At 31.1% G+C, this 16,131-nt stretch carries 12 protein-coding genes and 1 tRNA gene; 9 read left to right on the forward strand and 4 right to left on the reverse strand.

What is annotated here, in order from left to right; genetic code table 11:
- Together ACFSQS_RS00080 and ACFSQS_RS00085 are read right to left on the reverse strand one after the other, a co-directional pair.
- Positions 1–963, reverse strand: coding sequence for a tetratricopeptide repeat protein (locus ACFSQS_RS00080; RefSeq protein ID WP_388012176.1), 963 nt, complete (start codon positions 961–963; stop codon positions 1–3).
- A 642-nt stretch (positions 964–1,605) separates the two neighbouring features.
- A complete protein-coding gene (locus tag ACFSQS_RS00085) occupies positions 1,606–2,793 on the reverse strand; it encodes a hypothetical protein (protein WP_388012179.1) in 1,188 nt (395 codons plus the stop codon).
- A gap of 172 nt (positions 2,794–2,965) precedes the next feature.
- On the opposite strand from ACFSQS_RS00085, the gene ACFSQS_RS00090 reads away from it, so the two are divergent.
- A complete protein-coding gene (locus ACFSQS_RS00090; protein ID WP_388012182.1) occupies positions 2,966–4,015 on the forward strand; it encodes an NAD(P)/FAD-dependent oxidoreductase in 1,050 nt (349 codons plus the stop codon).
- A 124-nt stretch (positions 4,016–4,139) separates the two neighbouring features.
- Here ACFSQS_RS00090 and ACFSQS_RS00095 read toward each other — a convergent pair whose 3' ends face one another.
- Positions 4,140–4,523, reverse strand: coding sequence for a DUF983 domain-containing protein (locus tag ACFSQS_RS00095; protein ID WP_388012185.1), 384 nt, complete (start codon positions 4,521–4,523; stop codon positions 4,140–4,142).
- Positions 4,524–4,610: 87 nt separating this feature from the next.
- Between ACFSQS_RS00095 and ACFSQS_RS00100 the strand changes: the two genes are divergently transcribed.
- The 8 genes from ACFSQS_RS00100 to ACFSQS_RS00135 all read left to right on the forward strand — a co-directional run bounded on the left by ACFSQS_RS00100 (position 4,611) and on the right by ACFSQS_RS00135 (position 13,778).
- Entirely contained in the window at positions 4,611–6,521 is a 1,911-nt protein-coding gene (locus ACFSQS_RS00100) for an ABC-F family ATP-binding cassette domain-containing protein (RefSeq protein ID WP_388012188.1), read from the forward strand.
- A 96-nt stretch (positions 6,522–6,617) separates the two neighbouring features.
- Positions 6,618–7,442, forward strand: coding sequence for a Two component regulator three Y domain protein (locus ACFSQS_RS00105; RefSeq protein ID WP_388012191.1), 825 nt, complete (start codon positions 6,618–6,620; stop codon positions 7,440–7,442).
- Between the two features lie 74 nt (positions 7,443–7,516).
- The gene (locus ACFSQS_RS00110) at positions 7,517–7,699 is read left to right on the forward strand and encodes a CPXCG motif-containing cysteine-rich protein (protein WP_388012194.1); all 183 of its coding nucleotides are present in this window, start codon (positions 7,517–7,519) and stop codon (positions 7,697–7,699) included.
- Positions 7,700–7,819: 120 nt separating this feature from the next.
- Positions 7,820–7,892 (forward strand) — tRNA-Met (locus tag ACFSQS_RS00115).
- Between the two features lie 175 nt (positions 7,893–8,067).
- Complete coding sequence (locus ACFSQS_RS00120; protein WP_388012197.1) at positions 8,068–9,279, forward strand: site-specific integrase; 1,212 nt, start codon at positions 8,068–8,070, stop codon at positions 9,277–9,279.
- Between the two features lie 48 nt (positions 9,280–9,327).
- The gene (locus ACFSQS_RS00125; RefSeq protein ID WP_388012200.1) at positions 9,328–11,724 is read left to right on the forward strand and encodes a DEAD/DEAH box helicase; all 2,397 of its coding nucleotides are present in this window, start codon (positions 9,328–9,330) and stop codon (positions 11,722–11,724) included.
- A 184-nt stretch (positions 11,725–11,908) separates the two neighbouring features.
- Positions 11,909–12,772, forward strand: a complete 864-nt coding sequence (locus ACFSQS_RS00130; protein ID WP_388012203.1) for an AAA family ATPase — start codon at positions 11,909–11,911, stop codon at positions 12,770–12,772.
- Positions 12,744–13,778 carry a DUF3871 family protein gene (locus ACFSQS_RS00135; protein WP_388012206.1) on the forward strand — a complete coding sequence of 345 codons (1,035 nt, stop codon included), beginning with the start codon at positions 12,744–12,746 and terminating at the stop codon, positions 13,776–13,778. Before ACFSQS_RS00130 ends, ACFSQS_RS00135 begins: the two co-directional genes overlap by 29 nt.
- Positions 13,779–13,817: 39 nt before the next feature.
- Here the strand turns inward: ACFSQS_RS00135 and ACFSQS_RS00140 are convergent, their stop codons facing one another.
- Entirely contained in the window at positions 13,818–16,130 is a 2,313-nt protein-coding gene (locus ACFSQS_RS00140; RefSeq protein WP_388012209.1) for an AAA family ATPase, read from the reverse strand.
- Position 16,131: the final 1 nt, after the last annotated feature.

Below are 16,131 nucleotides of genomic sequence, written 5' to 3' on the forward strand. Positions count from 1 at the left end.
TTAAATGTTATTTAAGGCCTCAAGGTTTTGTTTGAAAAAGTAGAATTGATTTTTATACCAGTAGGTATCTGAAAACAAATTGATGCTCTGGCTTTCTTCTGAAAAATCAGAGAGCAAAGATTTGGCTTTTTTTAAGTTTAGTTTTGCCTTTTGTGTATCATTTATTTTATGGTAAGCTATGGCTAAGCCTAAAATAGCCTCGTAATCTGAAGCATTGTATTTTAAAGTAGTATTAAAATCTGAAATGGCTTTAGTGTATTTACCTAACAGTAAATGCGATGCCCCTCTAAAAAAATAAGCAGAATCATTGTTGGCATCAAAATTTAAAGATCTATCAAAATCTTTTTTAGCTTGTTTATAGTAGTTGATGTTTAAATGCGTTAAACCTCGGTTGTAGTAGGTGTTGGCATTCGGATTGGTTAATACGGCCATCGAAAAATCCTGTAAGGCTAATTTATATTTTCTAAGAGCTAAAAGTGCATTGGCACGTTGGGTATAAGCTTTAGATTCGGTTGGTGCGACTTCAATAATTTTACTTAAATCTGTAATCGCTCCCATATAATCTTCTAAAAAATATTTTGTGCTGGCCAAATTGTATTGCGCATCAATAAATTGCGGGTCTAGTTTCAGGGCCTGTTCGTAATCGAGTTTTGCTCCTAAATAATCCTGTAAATTGTATTTGGAATTGCCTCTGTTGTAATACGAATCGGCATCGGGTTTGTAAAAAAGTATTTTTGTGTAATCTAATATCGCTCCAGAGTAATCGCCCACATCGTTTTTTGCAATACCTCTGTAAAAATAGGCATCTAAATTTTTAGGTTCTAGTGCAATAACCTGTGTGAACAACTCTATTTTTTCTTTTGGGTTAGTTGCCCTTGTGGCTTGCCTGTATAGTTTTTTGGCTTGTCCGAAAGTAATAATAGGAATAAGAGTTATAAATATTAAGACATATAGCTTTTTCATTTTTTTCTATAAATCTACAAAAATTTCAATCAGTTTTATTTTTAATTAGGGATAATTTTTTCTTCCGTAAATAGTCTTTTTCCAACTGATTATTTACTGAGTTTAAAGCTAAGTCAAGATACGTAATGGCTTTGTTAATTTTATTTGTTTTAGCGTAAAAGTCCGCCTTAGCGCCATAATAAGATAAGTACGTTGTTTATAATTATATGGTTTAGCCCAGACTTTATACTTCCTTTGTTTTTAGGTTTATGTTAAATTTATGACATGGCTGTTATTTAACTACATTTTATTATTGTTCATCAATCTTGGTATCTATATTATTTTTCAATAAACGTTATTAAGTGGTTCAAACTGCTTTTGAGGTTGTATAAAATATTTTGTTATGTTGATAATAATCAATTGTTTGGATTTAAAATTTTCAGTTTAAAAGATTTCTGGCGATTTCTAATTTCTTTATCATTTTTTGAGCATACTGTATAAAATTTTGTAGCCTTTATTATAAACGTTTAGGTTATTATAATATACTTGAATTACCAACTTATTTAAACGAAAAACCAACAAATTGCTATTTATTAAAAATTGTAACGTTCAATATTTTAGTATTTATTTTATAGGGATTTTAATTTCGAATCTCAGATTACTTTAAAACGCACTCTTTAAAGATTCAGCTTTATTGAGTTTATATTCATTTTGGCATTTATTAAAAAGATAATCGCTTTTATATGTCAATGCAGGCGGATATTCTTTTGAACCACTGTAGTATTGCAAAGAAAAACCGAAAGCACTTTGTTTTAAATTTTCTTTGTAATCATTAAATTTTCGCAAAGTATTATTGTCAGAAAATATTTTATCAACAGGACCATAAACCTGATTAAGCAAGTTTTCAAGTTTAACAACATCAACTTTTGGATCAATAATTAGGGTAATTGTTGTTAATAATCCATTATAAAAAAAGTACTGAATTTCATTTAAACGTACATCAGGCAAAGGTTCAGGATTAGCATCAACGTAGGTTTCGTGCATTTGATAAACACCAACATCTGAATTGTTTTTATAAGCTTTAGCTACTATTGAATCAGGAACAAAAGTAAGCTCTTTGTTATAAGTTTTTAAAAAATCTGATAAACTACCTCCTAAATTAACATTTCTAAATGCATTGTATGCTTTTAAGGATTTTGACTCAAACTCTTCCGTCATTAAAATATGGTATTTCCAAAAAAAATTAGCTTCATTATCTTTTAGATATAGGTAATTTTCTCTCTTGTATTTATGCTTGTTTTTCACAGTATACCTAAAGGTTAAACTGTTACCACAATCTGACCATTTATCATTAATCATTGTGTCACTGTGCAGCACATAATGCCCTTTAGATAAACTAGCAGAATGTTTATAATGTCTCGAAGATTTAAACTCGTTCGCATAATTATTGTTTAGGTATTTTATTGTCGAATTTATATCCTCTTCTGACAATTTATAATCTGGCATAATTAGCTTAATATTTAAAAGACGATCGTTAAGAAAATCAAAATCAATATAATTACAAACTAAACCTGTATTGCCCAATTTGTAACTAGGGGGTTTTATTGTTAGAGTTTTTTTGCGTAAATTATACTTATCCAATGACTTAACAGATTTAGTAGCAAAACTAGTATGGGTATGCACTATTTCGTTGTTAATCTCATATTTTGAGGTAATTGAATCTCGAAATTCTTTTTCTGACATTCCTATATAAAAAACATCAAATGAACTTAGAGGAAGATCCTTCTGAGCTTTAGATAAATTAAAACTTAGTATAGAAATGGCAATTAGTATGAACGCTTTTTTTTTCATAAAAAAATTTTTATAAAGTTATGAAACTTTACCTAAAATTAAAACAGTAGCTTTTTACAATTAATAGTTTCTCGGTTATAAGATTCCTGCAATTGCAGAGAGTTTTAATACCTTATTTTAAATTGTTGTTTCCTGTATGCTAAAATCTATTTTCTAATTATATTCGCAACATATGAAAGTAGATTATATAGTAGTTGGTATTGGGTTGGCGGGTATTGGTTTTTGCGAACAACTAAGCACCCATAACAAAAGTTTTGTGGTTTTTGATGATAAATCGCAACAATCGTCTGTGGTTGCTGGCGGCTTGTACAATCCGGTGGTTTTAAAGCGGTTTACTTCGGTTTGGAAAAGCAAAGCGCAATTACAAGTGGCACTGCCCATGTATGCCAATTTAGAGAAAAAGTTAAAAGTAAGGTTAGATTATAAAATTCCGGTGTATCGCAAATTCGCATCGCTTGAAGAACAAAACGATTGGTTTGCTGCCTCTGATAAACCAGGTCTTTCGGATTACCTATCGACTAAAATTATGAGTAATGAAAATAATTTTATAGATGCCCCTTTTGGTTATGGCAAAGTGTTACAATCTGGCAGAATTGATGTAAAGTGCTTAACAGAGGCCTATAAAAACCAATTGTTAAAAAAGGACTTGTTTTTTGAGAACGAATTTAATTACAGCCAAATTGAAATTTTAGATAATGCTATTAAATATAATAACATAGAAGCAAAACATATTGTATTTGCCGAAGGTTTTGGCTCCAATAAAAACCCGTTTTTTAATACCCTACCATTACTGCCAACAAAAGGCGAATTGTTAATAATTGAAGCCCCAGATTTAAAGATCGATTTTGTGTTAAAAGCGGCAGTTTTTTTAATTCCGTTGCAAAACGATTTATATATAGTTGGCGCCACTTACAATTGGGGCGAAACAACCAATAAAACTACCGATAAGGCCAAAACTGAGTTGTTAACTAAACTTAAAAACCTAATAGATTGCCCGTTTAAGGTGGTTAACCAAGTTGCCGGCATACGGCCTACGGTAAAAGATAGGCGCCCATTGGTGGGGCGGCACCAAACCTACAAAAATATGTACGTGCTAAACGGATTGGGTACGCGCGGTGTTATGGTTGGCCCTTATGTGGCACAGCAACTTTATAATTTTATTGAACACGAGGTGCCTTTGGATAATGAAGTTGATATTAAACGTTTTATCAATTTAAGTTGAGCATTTGCGTTAGGGATTGAACGGCATGTTTGAGCTCGCCGATCCCGAGGCTTCGGGAGAGGAAGCGAGTAGTGAAAGCCCGACCTCCCGATAGTTATCGGGAGTGGTAACGCCCATAGGTAAATTATTTTTTAGCTAAATTTTTGTTGTAATGCATAAAAAAGTTAATCCAAATAGTTCTGGAAAGCCTTAAAATTACCGGCATAAAAACAATTAATGTTGCTATTATTGAGATGAAAATGGCATGTATGCCGGCATTGAAAACAAAAAACGAAATCACAAAAGCTGCGGTTGCAAACGCAATACCAACGGCATAACTTACATACATGGAGCCGTAGAAAAAAGACGGCTCAATTTTGTATTTGGTACCGCAATTCGAGCAATTTTCGTACATGCTCAATGCCTCGGTAAGCATGTAGGGGTTCTTGTTTTTAAACATAGATTCTTCGTGGCATTTTGGGCAAGTACCCGTAAAAATACTATATAATTTTGTTCCTTTTTTAAACATATATTTTAATGTACTTTTGCATGCGCAATCGCAGAAGCAAAAATACTATATAAATACTAAAGGCTCTGTGATATAAGTTACATTTCTATGATGAACATTCATAATTTATCGATTTCGTTTCAAGGCGAATACTTGTTTGAAGACCTTACGTTTAAACTAGGAAACGGCGATAGGGTAGGGCTTATTGGAAAAAATGGTGCGGGAAAATCGACGATGCTTAAAATTTTATCGAAAGAAATGGAGCCCGATTCTGGGCAAATTGCGGCCGATAAAGAGCTTAAAATTGGTTTTTTAAAACAGGACATTGATTTTGTTTTTGGAAGAACGGTACTTGAAGAAGCCTACGAAGCCTTTACCGAAATTAAAGCCTTGGAAACTAAAATGGAAGCGGTTAACACCCAAATGGCAGAACGCACCGATTATGAAAGTGAGGGCTACCACCAGCTTATGGTAGATATTAACGAGCTACAGCACCAATACGAAATCTTGGGCGGCTACAACTACCAGGGCGATACCGAAAAGATTTTACAAGGTTTAGGCTTTAAACGAGACGATTTTAACAAGCTTACCGATACCTTTTCAGGCGGGTGGCGTATGCGAATAGAACTCGCAAAATTACTGCTTCAAAACAACGATATTTTACTTTTAGATGAGCCCACCAACCACTTGGATATCGAGTCTATTATTTGGTTGGAAGGCTTCTTGAAAAACTATGCTGGTGCCGTGGTTATTGTATCGCACGATAAAATGTTTCTGGATAATGTAACCAACAGAACCATAGAGATTTCGTTAGGTAGAATTTATGATTATCCGAAGCCTTACACGAAATATTTAGTGCTTCGCGAAGAGTTGAGAACCCAGCAATTGGCATCGCAAAAAAATCAGCAAAAGCAAATTGAACAAACCGAAAAACTTATCGAGAAGTTTCGTGCAAAAGCCTCAAAAGCAACTATGGCACAATCGCTGATAAAAAAGCTTGATAAAATTGACCGCATTGAAGTTGATGAAGATGATAATAGTGTGATGACTTTAAACTTTCCGGTGTCAATTACTCCAGGTAAAGTGGTGATTGAAGCTGAAGATGTTTCTAAAAATTATGGCGATAATCAAGTTTTAAAACATATCGATTTACTAATTGAGCGCGATAGCAAAACGGCCTTTGTTGGGCAAAACGGACAGGGCAAATCTACGCTTGCCAAAATTATTGTTGGCGATATAAAGCACAAAGGGCATTTAAAATTGGGGCACAACGTGCAGATTGGGTATTTTGCCCAAAACCAAGCAGAATATCTAGATGGCAACAAAACCGTGCACGACACCATGATTGATGCCGCAAACGAAACCAACAGGAGTAAGGTGCGCGATATTTTGGGCTCGTTTTTATTTAGGGGAGACGAGGTCGATAAGTACGTGCGCGTGCTCTCTGGTGGCGAGCGCAACCGTTTGGCATTGGCAAAATTAATGCTGCAACCCTTTAATGTTTTAATAATGGATGAGCCTACCAACCACTTGGATATTAAATCTAAAAACGTGTTGAAAGAAGCTTTAAAACGATTTGAGGGCACTTTGATTCTTGTTTCGCACGACCGTGATTTTTTGCAGGGTTTAACCAATACGGTTTACGAGTTTAAAGACCATAAAATAAGAGAATATCTAGGCGATATCGATTATTATTTGGATCTGCGGAAAGTAGAGAGCTTGCGCGAAGTTGAAAAACGAACCGTTGTAAAAGAAACACCAAAGGTAAAAAAACAACAATCTTACGAAGACCAGAAAAGAATAAAATCCTTGAATAACAAATTGAGCAACGTTGAGTCGAAAATCAATCAGTTGGAAAAGGAGATTAAAGCCATTGACTTATCTTTAGAAAAGAATTACGAAGAAGTGACGTCTCAATCCAATTTCTTTGATAGCTATCAAAAAAAGAAATTAGATTTAGAGGGGTTTATGCAAAAATGGGAAAACATCCAGACCGAGATCGAAAAGTATAATGCATAAAATGTTAAAATTTAATGTATTTTAACGAATAAAATAGTATTTCGTCTAATTTAGATCTACTTTTGTCTAGCAAACAATCACAAATCTATTTTTAGGATGAAAACTTTAAAACTTATAATGTTGTGCTTTTTGGTATCAGCATATTCTTTTGCCAACATTTCCACTAACGATAAAGACGCATTAATAGCCTTATACAATTCAACAAAAGGAAGCGACTGGAACACTACTTGGGACCTTAACGCTTCTATGGATTCGTGGTACGGTGTAACCGTTGAAGATCATAAAGTAGTGGCGCTTAATTTACCGTTTAACAATCTTCAGGGAAATTTACCAAAGGAAATAGGGAATTTAGTCTCTTTAAGGCAGTTAAACTTAGGCTTTAACAAATTAACTGGAAAAATCCCAACGGCATTGGCAAATTTAAAAGCGCTAACCTCCTTAGAATTATTTATGAATGGTTTTGAAGGCGAGATCCCTTCAGAACTTGGTAGTCTAACAAAATTACAATCATTAAAATTATACAGTAACAAACTAACAGGCAATATCCCAGTAGAATTAATGGGCTTAACCAACCTAAAAGAGCTTTTGTTGGGTAGTAATTTTTTAACAGGTACCATACCAAACCAGATTTATGCTTTAAATAAACTAGAAAAGCTAAGTGTAATGGATAATAAAATGGAAGGCGAAATACCTGTAGAGATTGCACAGTTAACACAGTTGCAAGAGTTATTGTTATCGAGTAATAAGTTTACGGGCGATTTGCCTATGGAGTTTATGAATTTAAAAAAGCTAAATACCTTTATGGTAAGCGACAATAACCTAAACAAAGAATACCTAAGCGTTTCTGGAAAAAACCCACCTAGTTTAATGCATTTAGAGTTGCAAAACGCAACGGCGACAATGGATATTGAAAAAGATTAGTTTGAGTTAAATTAGTTTTATAAATTAGAAAAGGATAGCAATTTATTGTTATCTTTTTTTTATTTTAAACTCAAATGGAAGCGCATTATTTTACTTGCCCATATTGTTGGGAAACTATTTCTATGTTGTTGGATAGCTCTGTATCCAATCAGGTTTATATTGAAGATTGCGAGGTTTGTTGCAACCCCATTCAAGTTTCTGTTAAATTTTTAAATTTAAAATTAACACATTTTCAGGCAGATAGCATAGAGCAATAATATTTTATTGATTTATTGTTGCTAAATTTAAAAAGGGTTGTATATTTGCAGTCGGAAATGATTTGATCGGCATTATGGACCGATAGTTAAAAGCTAAAACAATCATTTTTAAAATTATATCGCGGGATAGAGCAGTAGGTAGCTCGTCGGGCTCATAACCCGAAGGTCACTGGTTCGAGTCCAGTTCCCGCTACTAAGTAAGAGTAATCAGAAATGGTTACTCTTTTTTTATGCAGTAAACTCAGCTGTTTGGCAATTATTTTAGATTCTTACTAAAGTACAGATTACCTTCATTTAACTAAAAAAAGGCACACAAAAAGGCACACCCTTATTTAAAAAAAGTACCCCAAAATTTAAAACAGAACATTATGAAATATAATAAGTTAAGTGTTTTGTTTTTAATTGACAAAACCAAAATAAATAAACAGGAGAAGTGTCCTATAAAGTGTAGGATTACTTATTTAAAAAAAAGAAGAGTATTCTCTACAGGCTTATTTACTGTTGTAGATTGTTGGAACAGTAAAAAACAAAAAGCAATACCTCTCAATAAAGAAAATGAAAACATTAATACTCATTTGAGCCTGATTAAGCAAAAAGTTAATCAGGCTTTTTTGTTGCTACAAGTTAACAATGAGAGTTTTGATGTAGAAGATATCTATTTGCAGTATGTAGGAAAGAATGTAAAGGCTAATAAAACGCTTTTAGAGGTATTTGAATTGCATAACAATAGAATGAAGAAGCTAATAGGTATTGAGTACTCAAAGTCTACTTATAACAAGTTTACAGAGGCTAGGAATCATGTTTCAAACTTTATTCGGTTCCAATACAAGAAAGGAGATATACTACTAGAATCTATCAATCAAAACTTTTTAGATGATTTTGATTTCTACTTAAAATCTGAAAAGAAACAAAAGCAGATTACTATTAATAAGAGTATTCAACGTGTTAGAAAGATTATTAAACTAGCACTAGCAAAAGGCTATTTGAAGAAAGACCCATTCATTCTTTACAAACCTAAAAAATATGAAAGTAAAGTAGTTTACCTAAATCAAAAAGAATTAGATAAACTCGAAAAGCATATTTTCAGACAAGCTAGGTTGAACCAAGTTAAGGATATGTTCATTTTCTGTTGTTATACAGGACTGGCATATCAAGAAATGTCAACTTTAAAGGAGGAGCATTTAATAAAAGGGTTTGATGGAGGCATCTGGATTGAAATGATGAGACAAAAAACTAAATCTAAAGTTTCAATCCCTTTGTTACCTACTGCATCAAAAATTCTAGATAAGTATAGACCTGAAGGAAGATTACTTCCTGTGATTAGCAATCAAAAGTTTAATTCTTATCTAAAAGAAATAGCGGAGTTGGTTGAGATTGATAAAAGATTAACTCACCATATAGCTAGGAAGACTTTTGCGACTACAGTTTTGCTTTATAATGATATTCCTATTGAAACAGTTTCTGAGTTACTAGGGCATTCAAGTATCTCTATAACACAAAGGCATTATGCTAAAGTAGTTCAGCACAAGGTGAGTAGTCAAATGAGTAAGTTAAGTAAGAAATTGAAGAAAAAAGGATAATAAATTAACTGTGTTGTAATACATTTATGGCACAGTTAAATATTATACATGGATTTTGATAACAGCCTTTTTGAAGATACTCCAATAGAGTTTAAAGAAATAAATCATACTGATTTTGATAAAAACCTATACAAGGTAGAACCAAAAGAGATTGTTGAACCAAATGATGAAGGTTATTTAAGTGATAACTTGATACCTATTTTAACAAAAGACCTTCATGAAAAAAATACTACTGTTATCAATGCTGGTGTAGGTCAAGGTAAGACTACAGCTATTATAGAGGTCATAAAAGAGTTTGCTAATAACAAAGATTATATTGTTGTTATTGCAGTACCTTTCAAAAGTCTTATAGAGCAGTATGAAGAAGTTTGTATAAAAAATGACATTTCAAAACATAGGATTTTTAACCAATTAGAAATTGATAAATATTTTGATAATAAAGAGAAAGAAGTAAAATCTGAATGGGGAAGTCTTTACAGTGAAGAAGAGGTTATCAATAAGTTTAATATAAGAAACTTTGATGTTCATATTTTAACTGTAAACGCATTACTTGGGAACTCTGTAGAGAGTTTGTTTCAGGCTAGGGAAAAAACAGAGTATTTCAATAGGTTACTTGGTTACTGTGAAAAAACGGATATGAAATTAGTTTTTGTGTTTGATGAAATACATGCCAGTATTCATAACTTTAAAGAAGAGTTCATCTACAAGCTATGGAACTATCATGGTTTAGTTCACAAAAACTATATTGTAAGTGCAACTTATAATGAAGCTTCAAAAGAAGTCATAAAGTATCTTTCAGAATTTACAGATAATACTATTAAAATTATTGAATCTACAAGACTGCCAGTAAAAGAGAGACAAAGTGATTTGTTTTTAAACTTTTATATAGACAGGAATATAGAAAAAGATGAAACTCTTTTTGAATTGATAAAAGAGTTATTAGATAGTGATAAGAAGTTTGATATACTTGTCTATTCAAAGAAACTAGTACAAAAATTGACTAGTAGTAAAAGTAGGATTGGTCAATTATTTATAAGTCGAGAAGCAGATATTAATAAAAGTATTAATGACCCATTTAGTCATGATGATGGTTCTATTGGTTATGATAAGGATAAAATTAATATTGGGACTAAATTTAGTACAGGTATTAGTATTGAACATGAGGAGCACACTTATATTGTGATTTTTCCTAAGGACTTAAATGTTGAGTTCATAAATAATAAGGGGATTTTTACTATGGGTTCTAATACTGTTATACAGGCTTTGGCAAGGCAAAGAAAAAAAGGTGAAATACATTTGTTTATGCCTCCTCCCATAGATATTAATGAAGATACTTTGCCTCTAAGTTATACAGCAAATCAAAAGAACACAATATTAGATGTTTTTAAAGAGGGTAAAAAGTATGGAGAAAAAACTATAGATTATTCATATATAAATGGTCAAGGTTTAGAATTAGATAAGACCTACAATAAACTTTATAGAGAAGTTGAACTTGCAATAGAAAAAATAGAAACAGCTAATAGAGATAGGAAATTAAATAGATTACTGTTTCCAACTAAAGAGATTTTTAATTTAGATAAAGGTGAAAAACATCTAGTTAGAGGTTTTTTTGGAGGTGATTTACCAGCTTATATTTTATGGGCATCACTTACAAATCAGTTTTTAAACTGTAGATTGAAAGATATTAATTTCATAAAAAGAATTTACTTAAATACACCTTGGCAATATGAGCAGTTAGAAAAGATTGTTGAAGACATACTTTATGATATTGAGGTTATAGAAGAAAATTATTTTTATATCTATTTAAAACCTTTTGAGAAAATAGAGTTGTTTAAAAATTTCATTTTTTCTATCATAGTAATTCTAGACAAGAAAAAGATAGGCGCTTCTGAAAAAGCAAAAGTACTCTTAGATATTTTAAAAATTATACTCTTTAATTCTCAAGATACAACCAAGACTGAAGTTTTTCAACTTTATCTAAAGTCTTGTGTGATGAGCTCAATTAAAGCAAAGGATTTTAAGAAAATACCTGAGTCTAAATTGCATATTGTTAATGCTTATAAAAATTGGAAACATTTAGTTGATGTAATAGAGTTAAATATAGAAACTTATAAGAAACATAACTACATTGATAAGCAAGCAAAAAAAGCATTTGAAGTAGAGTATAAAGCAATTAGTTTTCAGAATGATATTAAATATCTTTTATCTAATGATACTTTATTAAGTACAGGGATTTTTCCTCTTAAAAACACTTTTGAAAAAGAGCGATTACCTTCAAAAAAAATGAATACAATCTACAACTTAACAATAAATGTTTTCTTTTGTGAAAAGAAAGATACAATTAGAGTTAATAATGTTAAGACTAGAGTTTATTTAGTCAAATCAAAAAAAGTTGAAAACTTACCTAATCTTCTTTTTAAAGACTTACCAGAAGAAATTTTATAAAAAAAAAGGACATCTTTTTCCATTCATCTATATAGTGTTTTGGAAAAACTATGCCGTTTTAAGAATACCTAAATAACAATAAAGACTCTCATTTTATGAGGGTCTTTTTCATTATGTACTGAATCTATTCAGATTCAACTTAAAAACAATTCAATTTAATATTAACCTTCAAAAACATAAAATTATGCAATTAAGAAAATCAGAAAGACAACAAGCAAAAATTAAAATGGCTCTGCAAGGTTCATCAGGCTCAGGCAAGAGTTTAAGCTCTCTTTTACTTGCTAAAGGACTGACTAATGACCAACTGGATAAAGTAGCTGTAATAGATACAGAGAATGGTTCAGCAGACCTTTATGCTCATTTAGGTAACTACAATGTATTACCATTACAACCACCTTATACACCAGAGAAATTCATCCAAGCTATTTCTGTTTGTGAAGAAGCAGGAATGGAAGTGATAATTTTAGATTCTATATCTCAAGTGTGGGATGAGCTTTTAGATTACCATTCAAAACTACCTGGGAATTCTTTTGCTAATTGGAACAAAGTTACACCTAGACAAAAAGCATTTATCAATAAGATTTTACAATGTGATGCACATGTTATAGCTACAATGAGAACAAAGCAGGATTATGTACTACAACAAAAAGATGGAAAATATGTTCCTGAAAAAGTTGGTCTTAAAGCTGTACAAAGAGATGATGTTTCCTATGAGTTTACCATTGTGTTTGATATAGATATAAAGCACTTTGCTGTAGCAAGCAAGGACAGAACTAATCTATTTTCTGGAAAGCCTGAATTTATGATAAATACTTCTACAGGAAAACGCATTTTAGAATGGTGTACATCTCCTATAAAAGAAGAAGATGTAAAACAAAGGATAGAAGATTGCTTATCTGTTAGTCAGTTAATGGAGCTATACAAAGAGTATCCTAGTTTTCAGTTGCCATTAAAAGCTTTGTATCAAGCTAAAAAAGACCAGTTAGAACAATTAGTTAAACCAGAAAATTTTAGTCAAAATGGAAATAGTATCAGTAACAGAGCTTAACAAGCAACGTAATGGAGTATTTAATAATCCTGAAGGTATTCCTGAAATTGTGCATCCTTTGCAAATACCTTCAGAAAATAAAGTATATCAACATAACCCATTTATAGAGGCTAACACAAAGGAGGTTAGCCTTTCTACTTTAAAGCATGATTGCATTATTCCAGTATTTTCAAAAGATAATGAAAAGACTTTAGCACATCAAGAGTTTATAGAGATAGCTCAAGATTGTGTTGGTAAAGTCTTTTCACATCATACAATAGAAGTGCCAGAGGTTAGAGTTTCTCATCAAATTAAAGGGAGAACTGCTGATGCTATTTACAAGCCTGTAAAAGAGCTTTTAGAACATGAAAAAACACAGTACTTTGAAAGAATGGCATTTATCATTAGAATACCATCTATTACAGAAAACATAAATGGTCATAATGTATCATTAACAGTTGGAGGTGTAAGAGCTTACAACCAAGAAAACCTGTATAACAGGAAATCTTATGAGAAATTTAAGTTCTTTGTAGGTTTTCAAAATATGGTGTGTTGTAACCTATGTGTTTCTACAGATGGGTATCAAGATGAAATGCGAGTAGGGAACTATTCTGAATTACAGTCTAAAATTATGGACTTAATAGAGAATTACAATGCACAATCTCATTTACAGGAAATGAAGCAGTTATCACAACAGAGTATTACTGAAAAACAATTTGCTCAACTTTTAGGTAGAGCAAGATTATATAACTTTTTACCTAAACAGGAAAAGGCTCTAATTCCAGAATTAATGCTTAATGATGGACAAATTTCTACAGTAGCCAAAGACTATTATCAGGATGAAAGCTTTTGTAGAAACGAAAATGGAGACATAAACCTGTGGAAAGTTTATAATTTATTTACCAGAGCCAATAAGAGCTCTTACATAGACTCTTTTCTATCAAGAAATGTCAATGCCTTTGATTTTACTCAAGGTCTGGCAAATGCTATCAATGGTGATTCTAAACATCGTTGGTTTTTGAGTTGAGTAGAACCCAATCTCTGTTTATATGGAGGTTGGGTTATTTTAATTACTACTATTGACCATTATTTTATAGTGATTTTCACCTCCTATATCTTTAAATAATATTTCAAACACTTCAAAAAGAGTATTGTTGTCTAAACTATTAAATCCTGAAACTCTTTGAAAGCTTAGTTCTTCCATTGGGTTAATGTGATGGCTTTCTTTATTAATTTGGGAAGAAAAGGCGTCATATAACATCTTTTTTGTTGTACAAGTTAGCGCCTCATAAGACACTCTTTCTTTATTATGATTGTGAGTAAATTGTAAATAGCTTTGGATAATTCTTCTCATCAAATTACCAATTACAATATTAAAACTGCCTTCTTGTTCCTTTAGCTCAAAAAGACCTCTCCACATAAGATTGTAATCATTTTCAATTTTACTATATTCTGTACCTTTAGATATTAAAGATTTATGTGATGGCTTGGATATTTTATAATGGTTAATATTTTGGCAAATAAGTCTAAACCCATTATTATATGACACTTCATTATAGAAGTATAAATTGTGACTAAGCACAAAGACTTGGTTAATGCTTTTGTTTAATAGTTCTTTTTTTTGAGGTTTGCTATGTCCTTCATTTTTTATCAATTCACGAATAACAGTTGTTACCACAAAAAGTGCCTGACTATCTAAACTGGAAACAGGGTCATCAATAACAATTATTTTTTTCTTCCCTTTTTTCTTTTTTTGGTCATCAGTTCCTTTACAAAGCCAATAGAAATATAAAAATGCAATAAAATTCTTTTCTCCTTCACTCAAGGTGCTAAAAACATCATTTTCTTCTTCATTATGTCTTTTTAGATAATATCTTGGGACATTGTTTTCTGTTTCATCCTTTTTGTCTATTTCAAAACCATGAAACCCTGTACTCTTTAGAATCTCATTTATCTCATCTTTAGCAGTATCAGTATTAGCAGTATCTTTTCTTTTAGCTTCTATTAGAGATTTAGAATTTTTTATTTTAGTATTCTTTAAATAATGAGTTATGTTTCTAATTTGCTTTAGTTTCTTCTCAATTTTAACTTTCTTGGTTTTATATACTTCAATAGGTTCTTTGGCATGAAATGCCATGTAACTCCATATTTTTTGGATTAATTCTTGTCTCTTTTCATCAAGTTTTTCAAAATTCTCATTGTTAGAGTCTACTGTAATAATAACTCTTTTTAGGTCTTGAATGCATGAATTGAGGCTTGTAATTGAAAGCTCTTTATTTGTGTTATCTATTTTATCCTGAATTATTTTCTCTTGCTTTTCAAAAAACTTCTCTAACTTGTTTATTAATTGGTTTAAATCAGATTTGTTTGGATAGTTAAGTTTTATACTCTTTAGATGAGAAACAAATTCTTTGGTGTGATAGTTATAGAGGATTTTTAAGTTTTTAATAGCCTCTTTTTTTTCTGTATAAGTTCTATCAAAATAATTATCAAATTGTTGTATTAAGTCTTTATTTATGGTTTTTTCTTGGCAAAAAGGACACTTTTGTGGTAAAGTAGATTTGTCTAATTGAATATATCTTTCTTCTACCCATTTATTGATATTTAAAGTTTCAATCATATTGGCAATATCTACATCTTTATTTCCCGTAAAAGGGAGAGATAATTTAGTGTTGATTTGTCTTTCAAGTCTTCTGATTTTTCTGTACATATCTGAATTGAAAGATTGCTCAATTTTTGATATTACTTTTTCATATAGTTTTTGATATTCATCTTTTAAATTTTCGTAGTCAATTTTTTGTTCTTCTTTGTTCTTTAAAATTAATATTAATTTATTGTAATGTGTTTCACGTTTTTTAAATTCTAAAATTTTAAATAGTTTGGAAAAATTATTTTCAAAATCTTTTTTTCTTATGTCCCAACATTTTTGAAGAATTCCATTTTTACCTTCATAGATTTTTGTTCTCGAATCTTCATGTTCTATTTTTTGCTCCTCAAGTTTATTTAGAATTTCATTCCATTTATTAATTTTGTCTTGTTCATTTTTGATTTGCTTTTCTATATTATCATTTATTTCATCTAAAGTGAAAATGCCAGCTATATCTTTGGCTTTAATAAAATTTCTTTCAATAAAATCTTGACTAAAAACTATAATCTCATGCTCATCTTGATTATAACCTTGAATGGAACATTGCTCAAATTCCTTTACATTTTCTTTGTCTTCTGCTTCTTTTAAAGCCTGTAAATATTTGCCTATGGTAGACTTTCCTGTACCATTACTACCAAAAAAGAAATTGATTTTTTTCAAGTCTTTAATTTCTGTAGGTTCCTTGTAACTGGCTACATTGTCAATGATTATTTTAGAAATCAATTTACTCATC

This window comes from Gelatiniphilus marinus (assembly GCF_042684345.1).
Lineage (GTDB): Bacteria > Bacteroidota > Bacteroidia > Flavobacteriales > Flavobacteriaceae > Gelatiniphilus > Gelatiniphilus marinus.